Annotated in this window: 22 protein-coding genes and 1 pseudogene; 8 read left to right on the forward strand and 15 right to left on the reverse strand. The window is 71.5% G+C overall.

The annotated features are described in order from the left end of the window. Positions 1–140: 140 nt before the first annotated feature. The 5 genes from FB157_RS04100 to FB157_RS04120 form a co-directional block, all read right to left on the reverse strand. Positions 141–710: a hypothetical protein gene (locus FB157_RS04100; protein WP_145876032.1), complete on the reverse strand. Its 570-nt coding sequence runs from the start codon at positions 708–710 to the stop codon at positions 141–143. 221 nt (positions 711–931) lie between these two features. Further along, positions 932–1,147 carry a hypothetical protein gene (locus tag FB157_RS04105; RefSeq protein ID WP_145876034.1) on the reverse strand — a complete coding sequence of 72 codons (216 nt, stop codon included), beginning with the start codon at positions 1,145–1,147 and terminating at the stop codon, positions 932–934. Between the two features lie 31 nt (positions 1,148–1,178). Next, on the reverse strand, positions 1,179–2,660 hold the full coding sequence (locus tag FB157_RS04110; RefSeq protein ID WP_145876036.1) for a PTS transporter subunit EIIC: 1,482 nt from the start codon (positions 2,658–2,660) through the stop codon (positions 1,179–1,181). Positions 2,661–2,676: 16 nt separating this feature from the next. Continuing rightward, a complete protein-coding gene (gene murQ / locus FB157_RS04115; RefSeq protein WP_145876038.1) occupies positions 2,677–3,600 on the reverse strand; it encodes an N-acetylmuramic acid 6-phosphate etherase in 924 nt (307 codons plus the stop codon). Between the two features lie 35 nt (positions 3,601–3,635). Further along, entirely contained in the window at positions 3,636–4,541 is a 906-nt protein-coding gene (locus FB157_RS04120; protein WP_145876040.1) for a MurR/RpiR family transcriptional regulator, read from the reverse strand. A gap of 55 nt (positions 4,542–4,596) precedes the next feature. Here FB157_RS04120 and FB157_RS04125 point away from each other — a divergent pair, with 55 nt between their 5' ends. Together FB157_RS04125 and FB157_RS04130 are read left to right on the forward strand one after the other, a co-directional pair. Further along, positions 4,597–4,980, forward strand: coding sequence for a hypothetical protein (locus FB157_RS04125; RefSeq protein ID WP_145876041.1), 384 nt, complete (start codon positions 4,597–4,599; stop codon positions 4,978–4,980). Positions 4,981–4,987: 7 nt separating this feature from the next. After that, positions 4,988–5,269, forward strand: a complete 282-nt coding sequence (locus FB157_RS04130) for a DUF4031 domain-containing protein (protein WP_145876043.1) — start codon at positions 4,988–4,990, stop codon at positions 5,267–5,269. Between the two features lie 26 nt (positions 5,270–5,295). Here the strand turns inward: FB157_RS04130 and FB157_RS04135 are convergent, their stop codons facing one another. Together FB157_RS04135 and FB157_RS04140 are read right to left on the reverse strand one after the other, a co-directional pair. Further along, positions 5,296–6,396, reverse strand: coding sequence for a GNAT family N-acetyltransferase (locus FB157_RS04135; protein WP_186581339.1), 1,101 nt, complete (start codon positions 6,394–6,396; stop codon positions 5,296–5,298). 26 nt (positions 6,397–6,422) lie between these two features. Further along, on the reverse strand, positions 6,423–7,067 hold the full coding sequence (locus FB157_RS04140) for a hypothetical protein (protein ID WP_145876045.1): 645 nt from the start codon (positions 7,065–7,067) through the stop codon (positions 6,423–6,425). Between the two features lie 50 nt (positions 7,068–7,117). Between FB157_RS04140 and FB157_RS04145 the strand changes: the two are divergent. Then, positions 7,118–7,822 (forward strand): annotated as a pseudogene (locus FB157_RS04145) (maleylpyruvate isomerase family mycothiol-dependent enzyme). Between the two features lie 77 nt (positions 7,823–7,899). After that, positions 7,900–8,601 carry a copper homeostasis protein CutC gene (locus FB157_RS04150; RefSeq protein ID WP_145876047.1) on the forward strand — a complete coding sequence of 234 codons (702 nt, stop codon included), beginning with the start codon at positions 7,900–7,902 and terminating at the stop codon, positions 8,599–8,601. A 124-nt stretch (positions 8,602–8,725) separates the two neighbouring features. Here FB157_RS04150 and FB157_RS04155 read toward each other — a convergent pair whose 3' ends face one another. Further along, the gene (locus FB157_RS04155) at positions 8,726–10,777 is read right to left on the reverse strand and encodes a UvrD-helicase domain-containing protein (protein WP_145876049.1); all 2,052 of its coding nucleotides are present in this window, start codon (positions 10,775–10,777) and stop codon (positions 8,726–8,728) included. Between the two features lie 283 nt (positions 10,778–11,060). On the opposite strand from FB157_RS04155, the gene FB157_RS04160 reads away from it, so the two are divergent. The 3 genes from FB157_RS04160 to FB157_RS04170 are packed head-to-tail and all read left to right on the forward strand — an operon-like array spanning position 11,061 to position 12,748. Continuing rightward, positions 11,061–11,243, forward strand: a complete 183-nt coding sequence (locus FB157_RS04160; protein ID WP_145876051.1) for a hypothetical protein — start codon at positions 11,061–11,063, stop codon at positions 11,241–11,243. 18 nt (positions 11,244–11,261) lie between these two features. Beyond that, the gene (locus tag FB157_RS04165; RefSeq protein WP_261386155.1) at positions 11,262–12,455 is read left to right on the forward strand and encodes a glycosyltransferase 87 family protein; all 1,194 of its coding nucleotides are present in this window, start codon (positions 11,262–11,264) and stop codon (positions 12,453–12,455) included. After that, positions 12,419–12,748 (forward strand): SH3 domain-containing protein, encoded by a 330-nt coding sequence (locus tag FB157_RS04170; RefSeq protein ID WP_145876053.1) that lies wholly within the window; start codon positions 12,419–12,421, stop codon positions 12,746–12,748. Before FB157_RS04165 ends, FB157_RS04170 begins: the two co-directional genes overlap by 37 nt. A 38-nt stretch (positions 12,749–12,786) precedes the next feature. On the opposite strand, the gene FB157_RS04175 is transcribed toward FB157_RS04170, so the two are convergent. Further along, complete coding sequence (locus FB157_RS04175) at positions 12,787–14,427, reverse strand: DNA repair helicase XPB (protein WP_145876055.1); 1,641 nt, start codon at positions 14,425–14,427, stop codon at positions 12,787–12,789. Between the two features lie 108 nt (positions 14,428–14,535). Here FB157_RS04175 and FB157_RS04180 point away from each other — a divergent pair, with 108 nt between their 5' ends. Further along, positions 14,536–16,095: a recombinase family protein gene (locus FB157_RS04180; RefSeq protein ID WP_186581340.1), complete on the forward strand. Its 1,560-nt coding sequence runs from the start codon at positions 14,536–14,538 to the stop codon at positions 16,093–16,095. Between the two features lie 74 nt (positions 16,096–16,169). On the opposite strand, the gene FB157_RS04185 is transcribed toward FB157_RS04180, so the two are convergent. The 6 genes from FB157_RS04185 to FB157_RS04210 all read right to left on the reverse strand — a co-directional run bounded on the left by FB157_RS04185 (position 16,170) and on the right by FB157_RS04210 (position 21,116). Next, a complete protein-coding gene (locus FB157_RS04185) occupies positions 16,170–16,679 on the reverse strand; it encodes a hypothetical protein (protein WP_145876059.1) in 510 nt (169 codons plus the stop codon). After that, positions 16,676–18,157, reverse strand: a complete 1,482-nt coding sequence (locus FB157_RS04190) for a replication initiator (protein ID WP_145876061.1) — start codon at positions 18,155–18,157, stop codon at positions 16,676–16,678. Before FB157_RS04190 ends, FB157_RS04185 begins: the two co-directional genes overlap by 4 nt. A gap of 150 nt (positions 18,158–18,307) precedes the next feature. Next, positions 18,308–19,021: a DUF2637 domain-containing protein gene (locus FB157_RS04195; RefSeq protein WP_145876063.1), complete on the reverse strand. Its 714-nt coding sequence runs from the start codon at positions 19,019–19,021 to the stop codon at positions 18,308–18,310. A 48-nt stretch (positions 19,022–19,069) separates the two neighbouring features. Next, positions 19,070–20,476, reverse strand: a complete 1,407-nt coding sequence (locus FB157_RS04200; RefSeq protein ID WP_315903806.1) for an FtsK/SpoIIIE domain-containing protein — start codon at positions 20,474–20,476, stop codon at positions 19,070–19,072. After that, positions 20,473–20,760: a hypothetical protein gene (locus FB157_RS04205; protein WP_145876065.1), complete on the reverse strand. Its 288-nt coding sequence runs from the start codon at positions 20,758–20,760 to the stop codon at positions 20,473–20,475. Before FB157_RS04205 ends, FB157_RS04200 begins: the two co-directional genes overlap by 4 nt. Next, positions 20,757–21,116 (reverse strand): hypothetical protein, encoded by a 360-nt coding sequence (locus tag FB157_RS04210; RefSeq protein WP_145876067.1) that lies wholly within the window; start codon positions 21,114–21,116, stop codon positions 20,757–20,759. Before FB157_RS04210 ends, FB157_RS04205 begins: the two co-directional genes overlap by 4 nt. Between the last annotated feature and the right edge of the window lie 85 nt (positions 21,117–21,201).

Raw genomic sequence — 21,201 nt, forward strand, 5'->3', positions numbered from 1 at the left:
ACGCCTGGCACGCACTCTCGCCGCACCGGGCGAAAGCCCAAGTACGTCCAGTACGAGGACTTCCGCCCGGCACGCCGAGAGCACGCACCAGACGCCGCGAGGCCGCCCTTCGGGCGACGACGGGAATTTGACGACAGGACCTAGAGGTTGCCCAGGGGCTCGATGTCGACGTGCACCGGCGTCCCCCAGATCCGCAGCACCTCGTAGTCGGTGAACTCGTGCACGAGCCGGTACGCCATGGCGGGCCGGGATCCGCGTCGCTGGGCGGCCAGATACGCCTCGGCCTCGTGCCGGTCCCGCCGGGGCGTCCCGCACAGCTCCCACTCGCGCCCGTTCCAGGCCTCCGGCAGCCACCGCTGCTGGGGCTGGGGGCGGTCGGCCCGGACGCCGTAACGGGAGGGGGCGGTGGCGGCCGGTCCGGCCGGGCCGGGCCTGCCCTGGAACTCCGAGCGCCGGGCGGCCCGGCGCCGGGTCTCGCAGAGCAGGCACAGGTCGGGGGCGCTCTCGTCGACGGGGCCGTGCGGATGCTCGGGGCACCGGGTGGAGGGGGCACCGGCCGTGACGCTCTCGTCCAGCAGGTCGAGGGCCCGCCGTAGATCGGCCTTGACCTCGTACAACCGGGCGTCCGGGGTGTCGGCGGTGAGCGCCTCCCCGTGCTCCCCGAGCAGCCGCAGGGCCCGGCCGAGGGCGGTGAGCTGGGCGTGGTTCATGGTGTCGACGGTAACGCGGGACGGCTTGCGGTTGGTGGGTGGGCACCCGGCCTCCGGCCGGGTTTCGTGTTCCCACCCGCACCACCCGTGCGGGTTTCGTGGTCGGGTACGGGTGGCCCTTGCGGGGCGGATTCGCCGTCGGCGGGCGTGGGTGGTCTTTGTGTGCCAGGGGGATTCGTCTGTGGCGGCCTGTGGTGGGTGGGCGCTGCCGTGCCGGCCGGTCAGCCGCCGTTGTGGATGAGGCTTCCCTTGCCGCAGGCGGGGGCGGTGTCCGTCAGGGGCAGGGGCGAGACGGATTTGACCGCCGGGGTCACGACGAGGTCGCCGGCACACAGGGCGGTCGCGGTGGCGGTCCAGCGGTCGTCGGCGTGGGCCGGGGTGGCCAGAGCGGCGCCGCAGGCGGTCAGGGCGGCGGTGGCCAGAAGCTTCTTCATCATGCCCGGGGCAACGACCGGTGCCGACGGTGCGTCACGGCGAAGTGGCCCAGCGGGAGCCGCGGGGGAGGCCGAAGAAGTAGGTCGCCGCGAACCCCACCGCGTAACCGGTGAGGAGTCCGCCCCCGTAGACGGCGGCCGTCAGCCCCGGACCCCGGTTCCCCGCCAGCAGCGGGAACAGGGCCCAGCCCGACGGGCCGATGGCCGTCGCCCCCACTTTGTCCCCGAGCATCGCGAAGAACCCGATGAAGGCCCCGCCCGCCGCCCCGCCCGCGCACGCCGTCACGAACGGGCGGCCCAGCGGCAGGGACACCCCGTAGATCAGCGGCTCGCCCACACCCAGCAGTCCCGCCGGGAGCGCGGACCTGATCGTCGTACGCAGGGAGACGTCGTGGCGCAGTCGGACGTACACCGCCAGCGCCGCGCCCACCTGGCCCGCCCCCGCCATCGCCAGCAGCGGGAGCAGGACGGTGTAGCCCTGCTGCTCGATGAGGGTGGTGTGGATGGGGATCAGGGCCTGGTGCAGACCCAGCATGACGAGGGGGAGGAACAGGCCGCCGAGGACCAGTCCGGCCAGGGCCCCGGTCGTGGCCAGCAGCCAGTTCGCCGCCGTACCGATCGCCGAGGCGACCACGCCGGCCGCGTACATCAGGCCGTACAGCGTGACCAGGCCGGAGACGAGGACGGTCACGGTCGGGGTCAGCAGCACGTCCAGCGCACCCGGCACCCGGCCCCGGCACCACTTCTCCACCCGGGTCGCCAGCAGCGCCGCCGCGAGCGCGCCGAGCACCCCGCCCTGGCCGGGCGCCAGATGCACCCCGAACGCCGTCACCTTCGCCACGCCCGGGTAGACGACCACGGCGGCCACGGCACCGCCCAGCACCGGCGTGCCGCCGAACTCCTTCGCGGTGTTGTATCCGACGAACACGGCGATCAGCGCCATGAACGCGGAGGCGACGGCGGCCAGGGCGGGGGTCAGGCCGGGCAGCCATCCGGCGTTCACCAGCAGTCCGTTGACCCCGGCGAGGATGCCGCAGCCGATCAGGGCGGGGATGAGCGGCACGAAGACGGCGGCGATGCGGCGCAGAGCGGTCTTGAAGGGGGTGGCGTTGCGCTGCCGCAGCCGCTCCTTCAGCTGGTCGGCGGTACCGGCCGGTGGCTCACCGGCCGTGGGCCGCACGACCGCGGTGCCCTCGCCGGCCGGGGTCCGCACAGCCGCGGCACGTGGGGGCGCGGTGGCCACGGCCGTCGCGGTGACCTCGTCGACCTGGATCCGCACGGCCGCCGTGACCTCGACGACGATCCCCGGTCCCAGTACGACCTGCAGGGAGGAATTGCCGTCCGCGACGACCCCCAGCACTGCGGGCAGCCCCCGCAGTCCCTCCCCGTCGACCGCCGCCGGATCGGCGACGTCCAGCCGGAGCCGGGTCATGCAGTGGGCGACGGAGGTGACGTTGGCGGGGCCGCCGACCCGGGCGAGGACGGCGGCTGCGATGGAGGCGGGGTCGTTGCGCACGCCCCGAGCGTGCGGCTCAGGTGCCCCTGACCGCCAGCGCGGCACGCAGATGACCGCCGGACTCCTCCAGAAGGCGGGCGGCCGTCGGGCCGTCGACGCCGGCGAGGATGGTCAGGACGGCGTTCTTCACCTCGCCGCCCGACTCGCTGAGCGCCTTCTCGATCTCCTCCGCCGAGGCTCCCGTGGCCAGCGCGACGATACGGCGGGCACGGGCCCGGAGCTTGTCGTTGGAGGCGCGCACGTCGACCATCAGGTTCCCGTAGGTCTTGCCCAGGCGGATCATCGTGATCGTCGACAGCATGTTGAGCACCAGCTTCTGGGCCGTGCCCGCCTTCAGCCGCGTCGAGCCGGTGATCAGCTCTGGCCCGACGACGACCTCGATGCCGTGCTCGGCGGCGGCCGCGAGCGCACTGTGCTCGTTGCAGGCCAGCCCGACGGTCAGCGCGCCGAGCGCACGGGCGTGCTCGACGGCGCCGACGGCGTACGGGGTACGGCCGGAGGCCGAGATGCCGACGACGGCGTCGTCCGCACCGATCTTCAGCGCGTCCAGGTCCCTGCGGGCCAGCTCCTTGGAGTCCTCGGCGCCCTCGATCGAGGTGACCAGGGCCTCGGGGCCGCCCGCGATCAGACCGACGACCTGGGCGGGGTCGGTGTTGAAGGTGGGCGGGCACTCGGAGGCGTCCAGCACGCCGAGGCGTCCGGCGGTGCCCGCGCCCGCGTAGACCAGACGTCCGCCCCGGGCCATCCGGTCGGCCACGGCGTCGACGGCGGCGGCGATCTCCGGCAGCCGCGCACCGACGGCGTCGGGCACGCCGGTGTCCTCGCGGTTCATCAGGCGGGCGATGTCGAGGGTGGGCAGCCGGTCGATCTCGGCGAGTTCCGGCCGGAAGGCCTCGGTGGTGAGGGACTCCAGCTCGCTGCGCAGGTCTTGGGAGGTCATGGGGGGTGGCTCTCTCCGATTCGCGTGCTCTTCACTCACCTGGGATGGGTGCGGTGCCGGTGCGCCAGCGCCTCGTAGGACGCGGCCAGCGCGGGTGCCGCACTCTCGTACGTCCGCTGGGCCACCCCTATGAACAGGCAGTCCACCACCAGCAGTTGACTCGTCCGCGAGGACATCGCGGCCGGCCGCAGCTCGGTCTCCCGGGAGGTCGACGTGGTCAGGACGTGGTCGGCGTACTGGGTGACCGGCGAGTCCGGGCGGCCGGTGATGGCCACCGTCGTCGCCCCGTGCTCGAAGGCGACCCGGAGCGGTTCGATGACGTCCCCGGTCGACCCGGAGTGGGTGATCGCTATGGCCACATCACCAGAACGCAGCTGCACCGCGTTGGTCACGGCCAGATGCGGATCGCTGTGCGCGTGGGCTATGAGCCCGATCCGCAGCAGCTTCTGCGTGAGGTCCTGGGCGACCAGACCGGACGCGCCTATGCCGTACACATCGGTGCGGCCGGCGCCGGCGAGCGCGGTGACGGCCGCGCCCAGCTGGGCGGTGTCGAGTCCGGCGGCGGTGTCGGCGAGGGTCTGCTGCTCCTCGTAGGCGAGCTTGGCGACGACGTCGGCGATGGGGTCGTCCACCGCGATGTCCGTCGTGATCGCGGGCGCCCGGCCGGACTGCTGCTGCGCGGCCAGCCCGGCCAGGGCGAGGCGCAGATCGCGGTAACCGGGATAGCCGAGCAGCCGGGCGGTGCGCACGACCGTCGCCTCGCTGGTGCCGGTCAGTTCGGCCAGGCCGGTGACCGTGAGGGCCGCGCATCCCGCCGGGTCGCCCGCGACCGCCTCGGCGACGCGCTGCATGGACCGGGTCATGGAAGGGGCGAGGGTGCGCACCTTGGCGGCGAGGGAGCCGCCCGGACTTCCGAAAATTTCCTTCACGTCCTGGGTCACCAATGAAAGATATTTTCGGTTCGGTCTCCCGGTCAAGAGTGCGCACAATGGGACCATGAAGTCACTGTCCCCGCTTGAGCAGGCGCTGCACGCCGCCCGCGCGCTGGTGCTCGCCGACCTGGTCGCGGGCGACGTCGCCGAGGCCGACGTGGTCTCCCTGGTCGAGGACTCCGTCACACAGCGCCGCTGGTGGGTCGAGCAGTGGCCGGACGGAGTCGAGTACGTGGCCGGGCTGATCGCGCAGGACGTCCAGGACGCGCTCCTGGAGCGGTACGGCCGCTGGCCGCTGTGCCCGGTGTGCGGCTCGGGCGATCCGCACGCGCTGGACGTGGAGCCGGAACTGGGGCCCGACCCGCACTGGGTGTGCGGCAAGGCGGGCGTGAAGGTGGCCGCGGTGGGCTCGCTGGGACGGGCCACGGGCGGGACGCGGTCCTCGTGAGGCTCCCGTGACGCTGTACATCGACCCGCCGTCCTGGCCCGGCCACGGACGCATGTGGTCGCACCTGGTGAGCGATGTGTCCTTCCAGGAACTGCACGTGTTCGCGGCGGAGTTGGGCGTACCCCGGCGGGCCTTCGAACGCGACCACTACGACATCCCGTCGCACCGCTACGCGGACGCGGTGGCCGCCGGGGCGGTGGAGATCGGCTCCAAGGAACTGGTCCGCAGGATCACCGCGGCGGGGCTGCGCCGCCCCAAGGGGCGGCCGGCTCCCTCGGTGCGGGACTGAACCAGGTCAGGGGACGCGTGCGGCGTTCACCGCCGCCGGATGTGGAGCTGCAGCTCGCTGTCCCCGTCGTTCTCCTCCTGCGCCGTCCGCTCCTCCTCCACGGTGGCCCGGACGAAACCCGCCCGGGACACCACGCGCTGCGAGGGGAGGTTGTCCCCGTCGATGGTCGCGAACACCGTGTCGACGTCGTCCCGGGCCAGCGCCCACTCCGTCAGCGTGCGCAGGGCCTCGGTCGCGTAGCCCTGGCCGCGGGCGCCCTCGACCAGGTCGTAGCCGACCTCCACCCGGCCCTCCTCGTCCGGGACGCCGTGGAAGCCCATGCCGCCGATGGCGCGGCCGTCCTCGTGGCGCACGAGGACGAAGACGCCGAACTCGGGCCGGTGCACGCCCGATTCATACGCCTTCACCAGGTGGGTCGAGGCCTCCCGGGTGCCCTCGAAGGGGCCGCCCTCCATCCACTCGAAGCCGCCGTCGCCGCCGAGGCGGAGGTCGCGGGCGGCGGCCGGGCGGACCCCGACCAGGGTCAGGCGCTCGGCGGGGATGACGAGGTTGTTCCGCCAGCGCCACTCGGCGACCGGGGCACGGCCGGGCAGCTCCCCGCGGCCGGTCGCCCACAGCAGGGTCGGCCAGGGTGCCGGGCCGGGCTGGACGTGCGGGAAGAGCCAGGTCAGGACGGCCTCGGCGAGCTCCTCGGCCGGCTCGTAGGCGACCCCGAGGCCCAGGGCGATGTCGTGGGTGTGCAGCAGCACCTCGGCGACACCCATCGCGGCGAAACCCTCGCGGTCGGCGCTGCCGAAGGGGTACGGGTGGACGGCGCGGACCCCGCGCGGGGTGGTGCGGACGGTGGCGGCGAGCAGGGCGCCGGTCGACCGCAGCACCTCCAGCGCACCGGCGCCGTCGGCGTCCTCGTCGAACGTGAGGTCACAGGGAAGCCAGTCCTGGGCGCCCGTGACCAAGCGGCTCGCGTACCCGAACAGGGCTGCCGCGAGGTGCTCGGCCGTCTCCAGGCAACTCCACTCCAGCCGCCAGGCCTTGACACCCTTCCAGTCCCGCTCCGCCGCCGTGCCGAGCACCGCCGCGCTGCCCTCGACGGCAGCGGTCACGTCATCCCCGTTTATCGGTCGCATGGGCGAACCCTAGGGTGCGGCCTCCCTCAGGTCGACAGCATTTCCAGCTCGCCCGCCAGGTTGTAGCGTGCCGTCGCCTCCCAGTGCTCCCGCCCGTACGGCGTGCGGAACAGGCCCGGCAGATCCAGGAGTTGGCGCAGGATTCCCGAACGGCCCTCGCGGAAGGCGTCGTTGGGGACGAAGTGGTACTCCTCGCGGACCTCGGCGGTGTAGGCGGCGTACCTCGTCGGGGGCGCGGCGAGGACGGCGAGGTCGGCGTCGCAGAGGACCTGGCCGTTGCGGTCGTCGTCGGTGGGGTCGTGGGTGACGGTGAGGCGGACGAGCCGGGCCGTCTCGGCCGTCTTCGCCTCCGGCAGTCCCGCCTCGCGCAGGGCGAGCTCGGCCAGGTGCGCGGAGCGCTCCTCGTTCTCGGAGCGGTCCGGCAGGTACACCGCGTCGTGGAACCAGGCGGCCAGCCGGACCACGTCCGGGTCGTCCGCGTACTTCTCCAGCACGTCGATGTGGTCCAGGACCGCCGTGAGGTGGTCGAGCGTGTGGTAGCGGCGCTGGGGCTCCTGCCAGCGGGTGAGGAGGTTGTCCGCGTAGGGCGTGGGGTCGGGTCCGTCGCCGGGGGTGCGGGCTCCCTCCAGGGCGTGGGCGAAGCGGAGGCGCAGGGCGTCGAGGTCGGCCATGTACTCATTCTTCCGTGACGCGCGGCGGACGGCGCCCCTGGCGTGGGCCCATGACTCACACAGAGCAAGCACGGGATGCCGAACTCCCCGGCCGGCTGCTGGAGGCCGAACGGGACGCACTGATACCGCTGCTGCGCTCGCGGGCGGACGCCGACTTCGCGCTGCCGGCCGTCGCGTGTCCGGGGTGGACGGTGCGGGATGTGCCGGCGCACTGTTCCGCCGCGCTGATTCGGGTCGTGGAGAGCCGGTTCGAGAAGGGGGTGTTCTCGCCCGAGTCGAACGACCGGGACGTCGCCGAGCGCGCGCAGTGGACGAACGCGCGGGTCGTGGACGAGCTGGAGCGCGGGATGACCGAGGCGGGGCCGGTGATCGCCAAGGCGGGCGGGGTGCTGGACATGATCGCGCTCGGTGTGGGGCTCCCCCCACGCCTTCAAGGCAGTGGGGGAGGATGCACGCCGGTGACGTGCGGGACGTCTTCGGGGTGCCGGGGGCGTACGCGGGGGCCGGTCTGCCGGACGCGCCGGCGCTGCTGGTCCGCGCCACCCGGGAGAAGAAGCACGTGCCGCTGCACGCCGACCTGGACGACGTGGACGATCCGCTGCGGCTGGGGGACCCGGCCGCGGGGGCTCCGCCCGCCCGGTACGTCGGCCCGGCCGCCACGCTCGTACGGCTGTACGCGGGGCGGGCGGCCCCTGGACGGAGCCTCCTACGGGCTGGCCGGTGCGGTGGAGGGAGAACTGAACATCTTCGGATGAGGAGCCGTCCGGGCGGGTACGGAACCGGCGTATTCTTGAATTGGACTAGACCTGTAGTCGCAGATGAATGGGGTGCCATGAGCAAGCGTGCAGTCCTGGAGGTGATCGCCCTCGACGTCGAGGACGCGGTCGCCGCCCAGGCCGGAGGCGCGGATCGTCTGGAGCTGGTCACCGAGATGGCGGCCGACGGGCTCACCCCGTCGGCGGCCACCGTCGCCGGGATCCGGGCCGCCGTCGACATCGACCTGCGCGTGATGCTGCGGCTGGCGGACGGGTTCGCGGCCGGAGGCCCCGAGGGCGCCGAGCGTCTGGTCCGGGTGGCGGGCGAGCTGCGGGAGGCCGGGGCCGACCAGTTCGTGCTCGGGTTCCTGGACGCGGACGGGGGCGTCGATCTGGACGCGGTGGAGCGGGTCGTCGCCGCGCTGGACGGCTGCAGCTGGACCTTCCACCGGGCCGTAGACCGAGCCGCCGACCGTGACGCCCTGCGCAAGCAGCTCGCCGACCTGCCCGGCCTGGACACCTACCTCACCGCAGGCTCCGCCGCCGGCGTCGACGAGGGCCTGCCGACCCTGGTCGCCGAGGTGCGCCGACGGGGCGAGCCCGGCTACGACCAGACGATCCTCGTCGGCGGCGGCCTCCGCCTGGACCACGTCCCGGCCCTCCGCCACGCCGGCATCGACGCCTTCCACATCGGGGGCGCGGCCCGCTCCGCGGGGTGGGCGGGACCGGTTGTCGAAGGGGCCGTGCGGGAGTGGCGGAGGGTGCTGGACGGGGAGTAGCGCCGTTCGGGGGTAGGCCGAGCGCCGGGTGCGGGTCCGTCGGGGCTGGTCGCGCAGTTCCCCGCGCCCCTTTGGGGTGCCCCGCCGGCGCGGGTGAGTGAAACCCACCCCGCCTGGCCCCGGCTCAGGCCAACTGCGCAGGCAGCGGTGCCGAGTGCGTGACGATCAGGCCCGACACCGCTCGGGTCAGGGCCACGTACAGGCGCCGCAGGCCCGTGCGTTCGTCCGGCTCGCCGTCCACCACCGCCCGGGGCTCGTCCAGCACCACGTAGTCGTACTCCAGGCCCTTGGCGAGGGAGGCCGGGACCAGGGTCAGCCGGGTCTCGCGGGTGGTCTCCTCGCCCGGGGCCAGGTAGGTGACCCCGGCCGCGGTCAGGGCCTCGGCGAGCGCCGGGATGCGTGCGTCGGCCGCGATCAGGCCGGTCGAGCCCTCGTTGCCCAGCAACTCCGCGCAGGCGGCGATCACTTCGGCCGTCTCCGTCGCGGTACGGACCTCGAAGAAGCCCGGGTTCTCACGGACCGAGGCGACCGGGGTGAGGCCGGGGGCGATGTGGGGGAGGAGGCGGGACGCGTAGGTGATGACGTCCGTGGGGACGCGGAAACCCGCCGTCAGCTCCTCGATGACCCCCTCCCGCTTGCCGAGGTGGGCCAGTGCCTCGTCCCAACTCCGGGTCGCCCAGGGGGTCGTGCCCTGTGCCAGGTCGCCCAGGACGGTCGCGCTGCCGGTGGTGCAGCGGCGGCCGACGGCCCGGTACTGCATGGGGGACAGGTCCTGCGCCTCGTCCAGGACGACGTGCCCGAGCGAGTGCGTGCGCTGGGTCAGGTCGGCCGCCTCGTCGATCAGCACCGCGTCCGCCGCCGACCACCTGGCCGACTTCACGCTGCGCACGGGCTTCGCCCACAGGATCGTCTTCTGCTCGTCCTCGTCCAGGATTCCCCCGGCGTGCTCGGCGAGGAAGTCGGCCTCCGTCAGCAGGCGCAGGACCAGTTTCGCCGGGTCCACGGCCGGCCAGAGCGCCTTCACGGCCGCCTTCACCGCGCTGTTGCGGGCGACCGCGTCCTGCACCCGGTCGTCCGGCGCCTCACCGGCCCGCTCCATCTGCACCAGCACGGCGTGCGCGATCCGCTGCGGCAGGGCCTCGCGGGCGGCGCCGTAGCGGATGTCCCGGTCGAGCAACTCGCGGACGAGCTCCTCCAGTTCGTACGCCGCAACCCGCCAGCGCCGCGAGCCGCGCACCACGACGACCGGCTCGGTGGGCATGGTCACGTGGGAGTACAGGGCCCGGCGCAGCACCTCGGCCATCCGGGCGTCACCCTTGACGACGGCGGCGACCGCGTCGTCCGTGCCGCGCACCTCCACATGGGCGACCAGGTCGTCCACGGTCGCCTGCTGCACGCTCAGCTCGCCGAGCGCCGGGAGCACCTGCTCGATGTAGTGCAGGAAGGACTTGTTCGGGCCGATGACGAGCGTGCCGGTGCGGGCGAGCCGCTCCCGGTGGGCGTAGAGGAGGTAGGCGACGCGGTGCAGGCCGACGGCGGTCTTCCCGGTGCCCGGGCCTCCCTGCACGCACACGGTCCCGCCGAGCCCGCTGCGGACGATCTCGTCCTGCTCGGGCTGGATCGTCGCCACGATGTCCCGCATGGGGCCGACGCGGGGCCGCTCGATCTCCTGCTGGAGCAGCTTGCTGGTGGCGGCCGCCTCGGCCGGGTCGGACAGGTGCTCGTCCTCGTACGCGGTCAGGTCGCCGCCGGTGTAGCCGAAGCGGCGGCGCAGCCCGACGTCCATCGGGTCCTTCTTGGACGCGCGGTAGAACGGCTGCGAGACCGGGGCGCGCCAGTCGATGACCATGGGGTCGCCGTCGCCGTCGTGCACATGCCGCCGCCCGATGTAGAACCTCTCGCCCTCGGCCCCTTCCGCCTGGTCGGCGCCCGGGGCGTGCAGGTAGTCGAGCCGCCCGAAGAAGAGGGGAGTGTCGCTGAGGTCGGCGAGCGCCTTGATGCGGTCGTCGATCTGGCGGGCGAGCACCTCGGCGTTGACCCAGTTCGCGGTGACGTCGCGGATGTCCAGCGCCTCGACGTCCTCGCGCATGGCGCGCAATGCGGACCGGGAGGAGGCGAGGTGGCTGCGCTCCCGGGCGAGCGGGTCGGCGAGCGGTTCGTGGGCGGGCGTGGACAAGGGGGTGCCTCCGGATCTGCTCGTGGCGCGACTGGGAGCCGCCCGGTTTCCGTCCGGGCGGCGGCTCTCCGTAGGGAGGCGGGCAAGAGCGGAGATTGTAGGTGGGGTGACCGGGAGGAGGCCAACGAATTTCCGTGTGGCGTCCTCCGGAGGTCGTGCCCCCTAGGGGACGTGGGCCGTCCGGCGTAGGGGTGGGGGTCCACCCGGAGACCTACGCGCGGGCCTCCGGGACTGGCTCTCGAGACCGATGCGTGACCGGGGGGCGAGGTTCCACCATGGAGACATGAGCGCAGCAAGCATCCATACAGCCTCTGTCCGCCCCCCGTCCGGTGCCACGGCCATGGACGGCCCTCATCACCACCCCCTGGGCAACGCCCTGCGCGCCGTCAAGGTGTTCGTCGAGGCCGCGTTCGGCGTGTTGATCCTCGGCGAGTACGGCGAGGAAGCGGGCATACGCCGTAAGTAGCGGCATAGTGTCACCTCCGTGTCGAAACGGACGGTGGCGTCCCGCCCTGCCCTGTTGTCCCTGATCCTGCCCGCGGTCTCTCTCTGCTCCTTCACCGCCCTGTGCGTCCTGCAGCGGGCCCCGATGGCCGACCTGCTGGTCTACCGGGCCGAGGGCGCTGCCGCGGCCCACGGCGGCGACCTGTACGCCTTCACGGTCACCGAGTGGCGGCTCCCGGCGACCTACCCGCCCTTCGCGGCGATCCTCTTCGTCCCGGCCACCTGGCTCCCCGTCCCGGCGCTGAAGGCGGCCTTCCTGGCGGGCAACGCGCTCCTGCTCGCCGGTCTGGTCACCCTCTCGGCCCGCCTGGCCGGCCGCCCCCTGTCCCCGCCCCTCCTCCGCACGTGCGCGGCCCTCGCCCTCTGGCTGGAGCCGGTCTTCCAGACTCTCCTGTTCGGCCAGGTCAACCTCGCCGTGGCCTGCCTCGTCCTGTGGGACCTCACCAGGCCTCCGGGGGCCCGTGCCAAGGGTCTCGCCCTCGGCCTCGCGACCGGCGTGAAGCTCACACCCGCCGTTTTCGTGGTCCATCTGTTCCTGCGCGGACGCAAACGCGAGGCGGCCACGGCCGTGACCGGCTTCGCGGCCACGGCCCTGCTCGGGTTCCTGCTGCTGCCCGCCGCGAGCGCCGACTTCTGGGGCCGGCGCCTGTACGAGACCGGCCGGGTGGGCAAGGCGTGGATCGTGGACAACCAGTCCTTACGGGGGCTGGTCGCCCGCGCCCTGGGCGACCCCGCGCCGGGTCCTGCCTGGGCGCTCCCGGCGGCCCTGGTGGCGGTGATCGTCCTGCGGCTGGCCGCCCGTGCCTGCCGGGAGAGCCACGGCATCCTGCTGGCCGCCTGTGCGGGCCTGCTGGTCTGCCCGATCAGCTGGTCGCACCACTGGGTGTGGTGCGTGCCGCTCCTCGCGGTACTGCTGGCCGAGGGCCGCACGCTCACCGCCGGGCTCGTGACCCTCGTCTTCACCGCCCGCACGATGTGGCTGGTGCCCCACGAGGGCCCACTCGACCTCGAACTGTCTTGGTGGCAGCAGCTGTTGGCGGCCCCTTACCCGATCCTGGCACTCGGGCTGTCAGGGGCGTGTGCCAACATGATCAGCCGTTGTCCGATCCATTCGACCGAGCAAACGGGGAAACAGGCATGCCCATCTCGAAGCTTCCGTTCCGCAGGGCGGTGAGCGGACTGACCGCCGCCGCCGCGCTCGCCCTCGGCGCCACCCTCATGGCCGCTCCCAGCGCCTCGGCGGTCGGCTCCTCCGGCTGCACCAAGAACATCAAGGACGCGACCTACACGGTCGTCCTGTACGACCACGCCGACATGCACACCGGCCCCGGCAACGGGTACCGGGTCAAGAAGTCCGTGTACATGGGCAACAAGGTCCGCGTGTACTGCACCGCCAAGGGCGGCTCCTGGTACTACGGCAAGTTCGGCAAGACCTACGGCTGGATGGAGGAGCACGCCTTCTTCTAGGCCGTACCCCTCCACACCCCGGCTCTTCGCCGCCCCGCCTAGCCCTCCGCCAGGATCTCGTCCGCGTCCACGATCCGGTACGCGTACCCCTGCTCCGCCAGGAAGCGCTGGCGGTGGGCGGCGAAGTCCTGGTCGATGGTGTCGCGGGCGACGACCGAGTAGAAGTGGGCCTGGTGGCCGTCGGCCTTGGGGCGCAGCACGCGGCCCAGTCGCTGGGCCTCCTCCTGACGGGAGCCGAAGGTGCCGGACACCTGGACGGCGACCGTGGCCTCGGGCAGGTCGATGGAGAAGTTGGCGACCTTCGACACCACGAGCACGCTGATCTCTCCCTCGCGGAACGCGTCGAAGAGTTTCTCGCGCTGCGCGTTGGACGTCTCGCCCTTGATCACCGGGGCGTTCAGATGCTCACCCAGCTCGTCGAGCTGGTCGATGTACTGGCCGATGACGAGGATCTGCTGCCCGGCGAACCGGCGCACGATCGCCTCCGTGACCTTCCGCTTGGTCTCGGTGGTCGCGCAGAAGCGGTACTTCTCCTCGGTCTCGGCGGTGGCGTAGGCGAGCCGCTCGGAGTCGGTGAGATTCACCCGGACCTCGACGCAGTCGGCGGGCGCGATGTAGCCCTGCGCCTCGATCTCCTTCCAGGGCGCGTCGAACCGCTTCGGCCCGATGAGGGAGAAGACGTCGGACTCGCGGCCGTCCTCGCGCACGAGGGTCGCGGTCAGACCGAGGCGGCGGCGCGCCTGGAGGTCCGCGGTGAACTTGAAGACCGGCGCGGGCAGCAGGTGCACCTCGTCGTAGACGATCAGACCCCAGTCGCGGGAGTCGAACAGCTCCAGGTGCGGGTAGACGCCCTTCCGTCTGGTCGTCAGCACCTGGTACGTGGCGATGGTGACCGGGCGGATCTCCTTGCGGGTCCCGCTGTACTCGCCGATCTCGTCCTCGGTCAGCGTGGTCCGCTTCACCAGCTCGTGCTTCCACTGCCGGGCCGAGACGGTGTTGGTGACCAGGATGAGGGTGGTGGACTTCGCCTGCGCCATCGACCCGGCGCCGACCAGCGTCTTCCCGGCGCCGCAGGGGAGCACGACCACGCCGCTGCCGCCGTGCCAGAAGTTCTCCACGGCCTGCTTCTGGTACGGACGCAGCGCCCAGCCGTCCTCGAGCAGCTCGATCGGATGCGCCTCGCCGTCCACGTACCCGGCGAGGTCCTCGGCCGGCCAGCCCAGCTTCAGCAGCGTCTGCTTGATCTGCCCCCGCTCGGAGGCGTGCACGACCACGGTGTCCGGGTCGATCCGTGCCCCGACCAGCGGAGCGATCCGCTTGGACTTCAGCACCTCCTCCAGTACCGGCCGGTCGGTGGTGGTGAGGACGAGTCCGTGCGCCGGGTGCTTGCTCAGGGTGAGCCGCCCGTACCGGTCCATCGTCTCGGCGATGTCCACGAGCAGCGCGTGCGGCACCGGGTAGCGGCTGTACTCCACCAGCGCGTCCACGACCTGCTCGGCGTCGTGCCCGGCGGCCCGCGCGTTCCACAGGCCCAGCGGGGTGACCCGGTAGGTGTGGATGTGCTCCGGCGCCCGCTCCAGCTCGGCGAACGGCGCGATGGCACGCCGGCAGTCGTCGGCCCGCTCGTGGTCGACCTCCAGGAGCAGGGTCTTGTCCGACTGGACGATTAGGCAGGACACACATACCTCCGGAGATAAGGTCGTCTCATGACAGAAACAACGCCTGTCACAGCACGGGCTATGCCCCGTGCCCGACGCCGGAAGGGCGTCCCGGCCAGCGCGCCGGGGATGCGCGCCGCTATCTATGTTCGCCTATCGCGGGAAACCGACGAGACGACTTCGCCGGAACGCCAGCGCGCGGCCTGTGAGGCGTTGTGCGAGGCACGCGGCTGGGAGGTCGTAGCCGCCGAGGAGGACATCGATGTCTCGGGCTTCTCGCGCGGGCTCGACCGGCCGGGCCTGCAACGCATCCTGACCAGGCTCGCCGAGCTGGACGTGATCGTGTTCTTCAAGATCGACCGCCTTGCGCGCTCGACGGTCGACTTCGCGGAGATCATGCGACTCGCCGAGCACCAGAGCGTTGCGCTCGCGTCGGCGACGGAGCCGCTGGACCTCACGTCGTCCATGGGCCGGGCCATGGCGAAGGTGATCGCGGTCTTCGCCGAGCTGGAGTCCGACACCATCGGCATGCGGGTGTCCAGCGCGCACGAGCACCTGCGCCGCGAGGGCCGCTACACCGGCGGTCGGGTCCCGTACGGGTACATGGTCGTCCCCAACCCCAACGGGGCGGGCAAGGTCCTGGCGGTCAACGAGGACGAGGCCAAGACGATCAAGCGGATCGTGGAGCGGGTCCTGACGAAGGACTCGCTCATGCAGATCATCAACGACCTCAACAAGGAGGGCGTCCCGTCGCCCGGCCACTCCTCTCGCCAGACCACGGGCAAGCGCAGCGACTCCAAGCAGTGGTACACGACGACGCTGCGGAGCTTGCTGGGTAGCCCCCAGTTGCTCGGCCAGGTCATCGAGGACGGCAAGCCGATCCTGCGGACGGACGGCCTGCCGCTGGTCAACCGGCCGCCGATCCTCGACACGGATACCTGGCAGACGCTCCAGGACGAGTTGGAGCGCCGGGCCAGCCCCGGTGAGAAGCGCCGGGAGGGTACGTCGCTGCTGCGCGGCATCATGCACTGCGGAGTCTGCGGCGAGCGCATGTACACCTTCAGCGGGCGCAACGGTCAGCTTCGGTACCGGTGCATCGGTCCGCTGAAGTACCGCCAGCGGGCGGCCAAGGGGGAGGAGAAGCAGGGCGTGAAGTGCTACGGGCCGACCGTGGCCGGGGTGACCACCGAAGAGCACGTCACCGAGCAGTTCCTCGCGAAGTACGGGCACCTCTCCGTGATGCGGATGGTCCAGGAGGTGGGCGAGGACTTCCGCCCGCAGATCAGGCAGGCCGAGGAAGCGTTGGCCGACCTGCAAAAGGATCGCTACGACCGGGGCCTGTTCAGAGGCGACGACGGAGCGATCCGGTACGCGGAGCAGTACGCCAAGCTGGAAGAGCGGCTGGCGACCCTGAAGGAGAGGCAGCGAACGGCGAAGCCGGGCGGAGTGAAGGCGGAGCCGACCGGAGAGACGCACGCGGAGCAGTGGAAGCGCTCGGACGTGGCTGGTAAGCGAGATCTGCTGTTGAACGCGGGCGGCTACGTGGAGGTGGCACCCGCGCGGCGTGGCGGCAAGAAGCTGGACACGTCGCGTCTATCGGTCTACTTCGGCGAGGAGGGGCACATGCGGCGGGCGGCAGCGGCGAAGGAGAGCGAACGGGAGACCGAGGCGGCTGACAGCCAGGTCTGACGCCGAAACACCCGGCACACGCAGCGGCGCCCCCACCTCGTCCGCCAGGTGGGGCGTCGCTGTCTGCGTTCAGGTCAGGCGGCGTGCTGGTCGGTGTTGTGCCAAGGGCCGATGACCTTGATAGAAGGGCGGCAATACGACAGCGCCGCACCGTCGCGGGTTGTGAACTCGACTGTCTCTGCGATCAGTTCGCAGAGGGAGTCCCCGCCCGTCTCGGACAGTGCCGTCCTGAGCGTGGGGACGGACTCTGCCAGGTCCCAAGAGGGAGAACTGAGGCGGAAGCCGCCAAGGGCATGTGCGTCGGCGAGACGGAACGAGAGTCGAGTACTGGGCTGGGGTTCATAGCGGGGTGCGGCTGTCAGTAGGCCGGCCTTGATGGCTTCGGGGCCGGAGATGACGACCCGCATGGAGGTCGATCGGGGCAGCACTTCGAAGTGGTCGGCTTCGTGACTGTCGTGGGATGGCGATCGCCTGCCGAAGAGCTGCCCGATGACCGTGGCGACTTCCGCAGTCCCGGTGGAGACACGCCAGGAGCCCTGGTCGCAGTGAAAGCGGCCGACGAACGTCGTCCTGCGGTTGATCATGAGAAATCCCCCTCCTGCTTGAGGCGTTGCGTATGGGCTATGTCGTGGCGGACCTGGGCTGCGAGGAACTCCTCACCAGGGCGGTAGCCGCTGCTGAGGTAGGTCCAGGAGGAGGCGGTGACGAGGGTCGTCTCGTCGGTGGCGGGGAGGCCGGCGCGGGCGCGGGCGGCTTCGGCCTGGGCGAGACGCCAAGCGCGGCGGACGTCGCGGAGTGCGCCGAGGGTGGTGGAGTAAGCGCGGGACTTGGTGGAGAAGTGGCCGCGGAAGCCGAGCATGTGGGCCCACTTCCAGAGCTTGAGGTGGGCGAGCTCCGGGAGGTGGCCGAGGGCCCAGGCGGTGCGGATCATCTGCCGTACGTGCTGCTGTACGGGCAGGGCCTTGATGGGTTCGGCCTGTCCGGTGCCGTCGCAGTCGGCGCACACGTCGTGGAAGCGGTCAGGGCCGCGTACGTAGCCACGTCCGGCACAGGGACGGCACATCAGAGTGCGGTCCACGGTGCCGGTGCCTTCGGCGTTCTTGGTGGCGTACTTGGCGACGTATCCGGCCACCTTGGCGTCTGTGTACTCGGCAACGCGGGCGTCGGTGAGTTCGCCGTCGCCCAGAGCGGTGATGGGGTCGACCTTGTACCGGCCGCCCCAGGAGATGACGCGTTCGCCGATGGCGTCGGACTCGATGGTGAGCCGAGCGCTCTTTACGGCCAGGCCCACGGCAGCGCTCAGAGCGTCGAAGGTGGCCCAGGCCGGGGGCGGGCTGGTGTGTCCGTCGGGGCCGTCGAAGCGGATCACGGCGTGGAAGTGGACCAGGCCGCGCTTTTGGTACTCGGCGACCTTGGCGAAGGAGACGCGCAGGGCCTGGTTCAGGGCCTTCTGCGTCATGCCGAAGTGCTTGGCCAGGGCCCGGCGCAAGTAGGTGGCGAAGCGCGCCCAGAGCTGTCCGGCGTGGGCGTTCCAAAGAACGGCGCCGGTGTAGTCGTAGGTGGCCGGGTTCAGGGGGGTGCCGAGTTCGGGGGCATCTTCGGCGTGGGTGTCGCCGCAGGCGCAGGGGCGGGGCTTGCCCGCGCCGGTGGTGGGCCGGTTGTGGACGGGACCGAAGGAGGGGGCGGTGAGGGTGACGAATGCGCGGGGGTGGTCGCGGACGGTTTCAGAGACGTTCTTGCCGCCGGAGAGTCCGGCCTTGATGAGGTGGTAGGTGTCGGCGGCGTAGACGCGGGAGCAGGCGGGGCAGCGGGAGGAGCGGCGGTTGCCGCAGGTGGTCAGCAGGCGTCCGGAGGGTTCGTCTTCGGAGCGGTAGGAGCGGACCACTTCGTTGGTGGTCTGGTCGGTGGTGATGGTGAAGCCGTGGAGGTTGACGGGGCTGGTGCAGCCGCGCAGGTCGCGTACCTGCTGCTGTACGCGGTCGAAGTCGTGGGTGTTGGCCAGTTCGATCAGATCCCGCAGGCCGGGGCTGATCACGTGGCGCAGGTCGAGGGGGCGGCGCATGGGTGGCGGGGTCTCCTTTCCGGCGCGAGGGTGGGACCTGCGGGCAGCAGCGATTCAGTGCGCTCGGGCTGCTGCCCGCAGGCATGGCGAGTCGGGCCCAGGGACGGGCGAGGTGGGTTGTGCCGGAAGGCCGGCGGGGAGAACGCGGCTCTACAGAGCGGCGTGAAGGGCCGTAGCCATGGGCAGGCCGATGCCGAGTCGCCTCTTGAGCTGGGCCGGAGAAATCGTTTCTCCGTGCTCGGCGTGATGGGACGCGGCGATGGAGCGTGCTTCGGTCAGCAGCGGCTCGGGGACCTTGACCGCAGGCGCGGTGAGGGCCGGAGCGATCGGGGCCGGGGCCGGGGTCGGTTCCGGTGTGACGGGCGCGGTGGACGCAGCAACGGGCGCGGGCTGGGCGGGGGCCGGGGCAGGCTCTTGTGCCGTTTCCGTCTCGTCCACCGGGGCCGAGGCGGTTGCTTCGCTGGTGACCGCGTGGAAGGAACGCAGGAGCTGAGGGCCGACCGCTCCCCAGCCGAGGAGCAGCAGCGGGGCCACGGCGTCCACGGCGGCGCGGCCGTAGTGCGCGGCGGTGATGGGTTCGGCGATGTTGAGGGCCAGGGTGAGCAGGCCGGAGACGTGCATGAGGCGGGTGGCCGCCTTCATCTGCTCCGGCGGGACGCCCCGCAGGGACAGGTAGCGCAGGGCGACCAGGAGCCCGACAACAGACAGGTCGACCATGGGGGCGATCAGGGGCGCGATGGGGGCGGGGACGCCCAGACGCAGGGCCAGGGCCCAGACGTTGCCGAAGGAGAAGACGAACGCCAGGAGGGCGATGATGCCCATGACCACGGTCACGGTGCGCTGAGTGATCCGGTCCTCAGACATAGGGTTTCACCTCCTCTCACAGGTGATGGGGCGTTGGCCGCCGGGCGGTCAGGCCGCGATCGGCGTGGAACCGTCGTCGTCCGGGTCGATCTTGGTGAGGTCGACGGCGGGGAGCAGGTCGGCCGGGTTGGCGGTCAGGTGCGCGGTCTTGTGCGCGATCTCGGCCGCCCACTCGTCCGGCACGTACGGGGTGCGGATGCGGGTGAAGCCGGGCTGTGACTGGTGGTTCATCGAGGCCACGCCGACGTAGGCCGGGTCCTGAAGGTTGATCGGGTTGGCGTCCGGCCAGTCCCGGATGTCCTCCCCGAGGGCCGCAACGGCGGCTTCGGCGGTCTTCTGCGCGAAGCTCAGGCCGATGGGGCACACGTCGCGGATGAAGGTCGGGATGGCGTCGCCCGTGCTCTTCTGCGTGGCGAGGATGACGAGCATGCCCACCGAACGGCCCTTCTTGACCAGGTCTTCCACGAGCCGGGCGTTCTCGGCAGCGAGCGCGGCCAGCCTCTTCGTCTTGGGGTCGCTTCCCTTGTGGTCGCGGAAGTAGGTGTGCGCCTCATCGATGATCAGCACGACCAGCGGCCACTTCTCGGACGGGTCCACGTCCCAGATGGACTTCACCCCGAGCACATCGCGCACCAGGGTCGAGCGCACCCGCCGCAGGTCCACCAGCCGCCTAAACAGCTTGTTGGCCTCTTCGAGATCATCGCCCACGAAGGCGAACATGCGCCGTACCCAGTCGGCATAGTCACCCTCGAACGCGGCGGACACCTTCCCGTCCGCGCAGGCGAACTGAACCCACGGCGCGGGCGCCCAGTCGGACAGAAGCCTGTTGATCAGCGACGTCTTGCCCTTGCCGGGCAGGCCGGCCACGCCCATACCGGTCACGTGCCGAAGGTCGACGGACACCGGCTGGGCGTACTCGTCCACGCCCAGATCCAACCGGGCGATCTTCTCCGGCACCTTGCCCGTGGGACGGTGCTCGGTGGGGAACTTCAGCGGATCGAGCCGCACACCCCGGATGACGACCGAGCCCGGCTCATCCTGCGTGACCGCCACGCGCGTGCACCGCCAGGCGTCCGCCAGATGCGGGGCAGCCTTCTGGTACTGCTCCAGGCCGACCCCCGGCAGGCAGCCCGCCCGTGCGATCACCCCGTACGCGTCATGCGTCACCTTCAGCGTGGGGACCAGGACGCGGGGCTTGACGGGCTTGCCGTCCGCGTTCGACAGGGAAGCCAGCGCGGTCGGCATCTTGTCGATGGCGCACAGCTTCAGCATCTGCGCGAGCCGCTTCCAGGTCCGCCGCACCCGCACGGCCTGCCGGATGGACTGCCGCGTCATGGCATCGGCCCGCAGGTAGCGGACCACCCACGCCAGCGCCCACACGGCGAGACCCGCCAGGCCCACCCCGATCAGAACCGGGGCGTAGCCCATCACCTCACTCACGTCGTTCACGCTCACTTCGCTTCCTTCTTTCGATTCCGGTTTCGGGTGCGGTCGGCGGGTGTCGGCGCAGCGAGGATCAGGCAGATTTCCGCGCGCTGGACCGCGTCAGCAGGCGGAAAGCCGTGGTTCGCCCACATCGCCGCGACGAGACGAACCCTGTCGTCGTGACCGACGAGCGACAGGCAGATCTCCGCATGACGAAGAGCCGAGGCGGGTGGAAAGCCCGCCCTCTCCCACACCGCCGCGACACTGTGAAGCCGGGTGTCGCGGCCGGTGCGGGAGAAATCGGTGCCGCTCACGCCGTCTCAACGGCCGCGGCCGAGCCGCCGACCAGGTCGAGACGGTCCGCGCGGTACGCGATGCCGTCCGAGAGCGACCCGTTGAAGATCCGGGCCCACGGGGTGGCGAACAGCTCCACCGGCATGACCGGCACACCCGGCTTGAGGCCGTTGGGCAGACCGGTCTCCGGAACGGTGATCTTCATGGCCTCTGCGCGGTCCTCCTCCATGAAGAAGAGGGTGATCGTGAACAGCTTCGCGCCGGTCTCACGGTCCACGGCGAACTGCGTCTTCTCGGCGTCCGCGTACTTCGGCACGGCCATGTTGCCGACCATGAACGACGCCGACGGGAGCAGGCCAACAAGGATACGAGCCATGGGGGCACGTCCTTTCGATTCGGGCCGGTGGATCCGGCCGCACCACTACATAACCACAACACCCGCTACACCCGCAACACCCGCA

Source organism: Streptomyces sp. BK340 (genome assembly GCF_007827595.1).
Lineage (GTDB): Bacteria > Actinomycetota > Actinomycetes > Streptomycetales > Streptomycetaceae > Streptomyces.

Coding starts and splice junctions, on each gene's coding strand:
- FB157_RS04170 (WP_145876053.1), top strand. CDS start 12,419: ATGCCCATCTCGAAGCTTCCGTTCCGCAGGGCGGTGAGCGGACTGACC.
- FB157_RS04125 (WP_145876041.1), top strand. CDS start 4,597: ATGAAGTCACTGTCCCCGCTTGAGCAGGCGCTGCACGCCGCCCGCGCG.
- FB157_RS04180 (WP_186581340.1), top strand. CDS start 14,536: ATGCGCGCCGCTATCTATGTTCGCCTATCGCGGGAAACCGACGAGACG.
- FB157_RS04210 (WP_145876067.1), bottom strand. CDS start 21,116: ATGGCTCGTATCCTTGTTGGCCTGCTCCCGTCGGCGTCGTTCATGGTC.
- FB157_RS04160 (WP_145876051.1), top strand. CDS start 11,061: ATGAGCGCAGCAAGCATCCATACAGCCTCTGTCCGCCCCCCGTCCGGT.
- FB157_RS04150 (WP_145876047.1), top strand. CDS start 7,900: ATGAGCAAGCGTGCAGTCCTGGAGGTGATCGCCCTCGACGTCGAGGAC.
- FB157_RS04195 (WP_145876063.1), bottom strand. CDS start 19,021: ATGTCTGAGGACCGGATCACTCAGCGCACCGTGACCGTGGTCATGGGC.
- FB157_RS04100 (WP_145876032.1), bottom strand. CDS start 710: ATGAACCACGCCCAGCTCACCGCCCTCGGCCGGGCCCTGCGGCTGCTC.
- FB157_RS04140 (WP_145876045.1), bottom strand. CDS start 7,067: ATGGCCGACCTCGACGCCCTGCGCCTCCGCTTCGCCCACGCCCTGGAG.
- FB157_RS04190 (WP_145876061.1), bottom strand. CDS start 18,157: ATGCGCCGCCCCCTCGACCTGCGCCACGTGATCAGCCCCGGCCTGCGG.
- FB157_RS04135 (WP_186581339.1), bottom strand. CDS start 6,396: ATGCGACCGATAAACGGGGATGACGTGACCGCTGCCGTCGAGGGCAGC.
- FB157_RS04105 (WP_145876034.1), bottom strand. CDS start 1,147: ATGATGAAGAAGCTTCTGGCCACCGCCGCCCTGACCGCCTGCGGCGCC.
- FB157_RS04185 (WP_145876059.1), bottom strand. CDS start 16,679: ATGATCAACCGCAGGACGACGTTCGTCGGCCGCTTTCACTGCGACCAG.
- murQ (WP_145876038.1), bottom strand. CDS start 3,600: ATGACCTCCCAAGACCTGCGCAGCGAGCTGGAGTCCCTCACCACCGAG.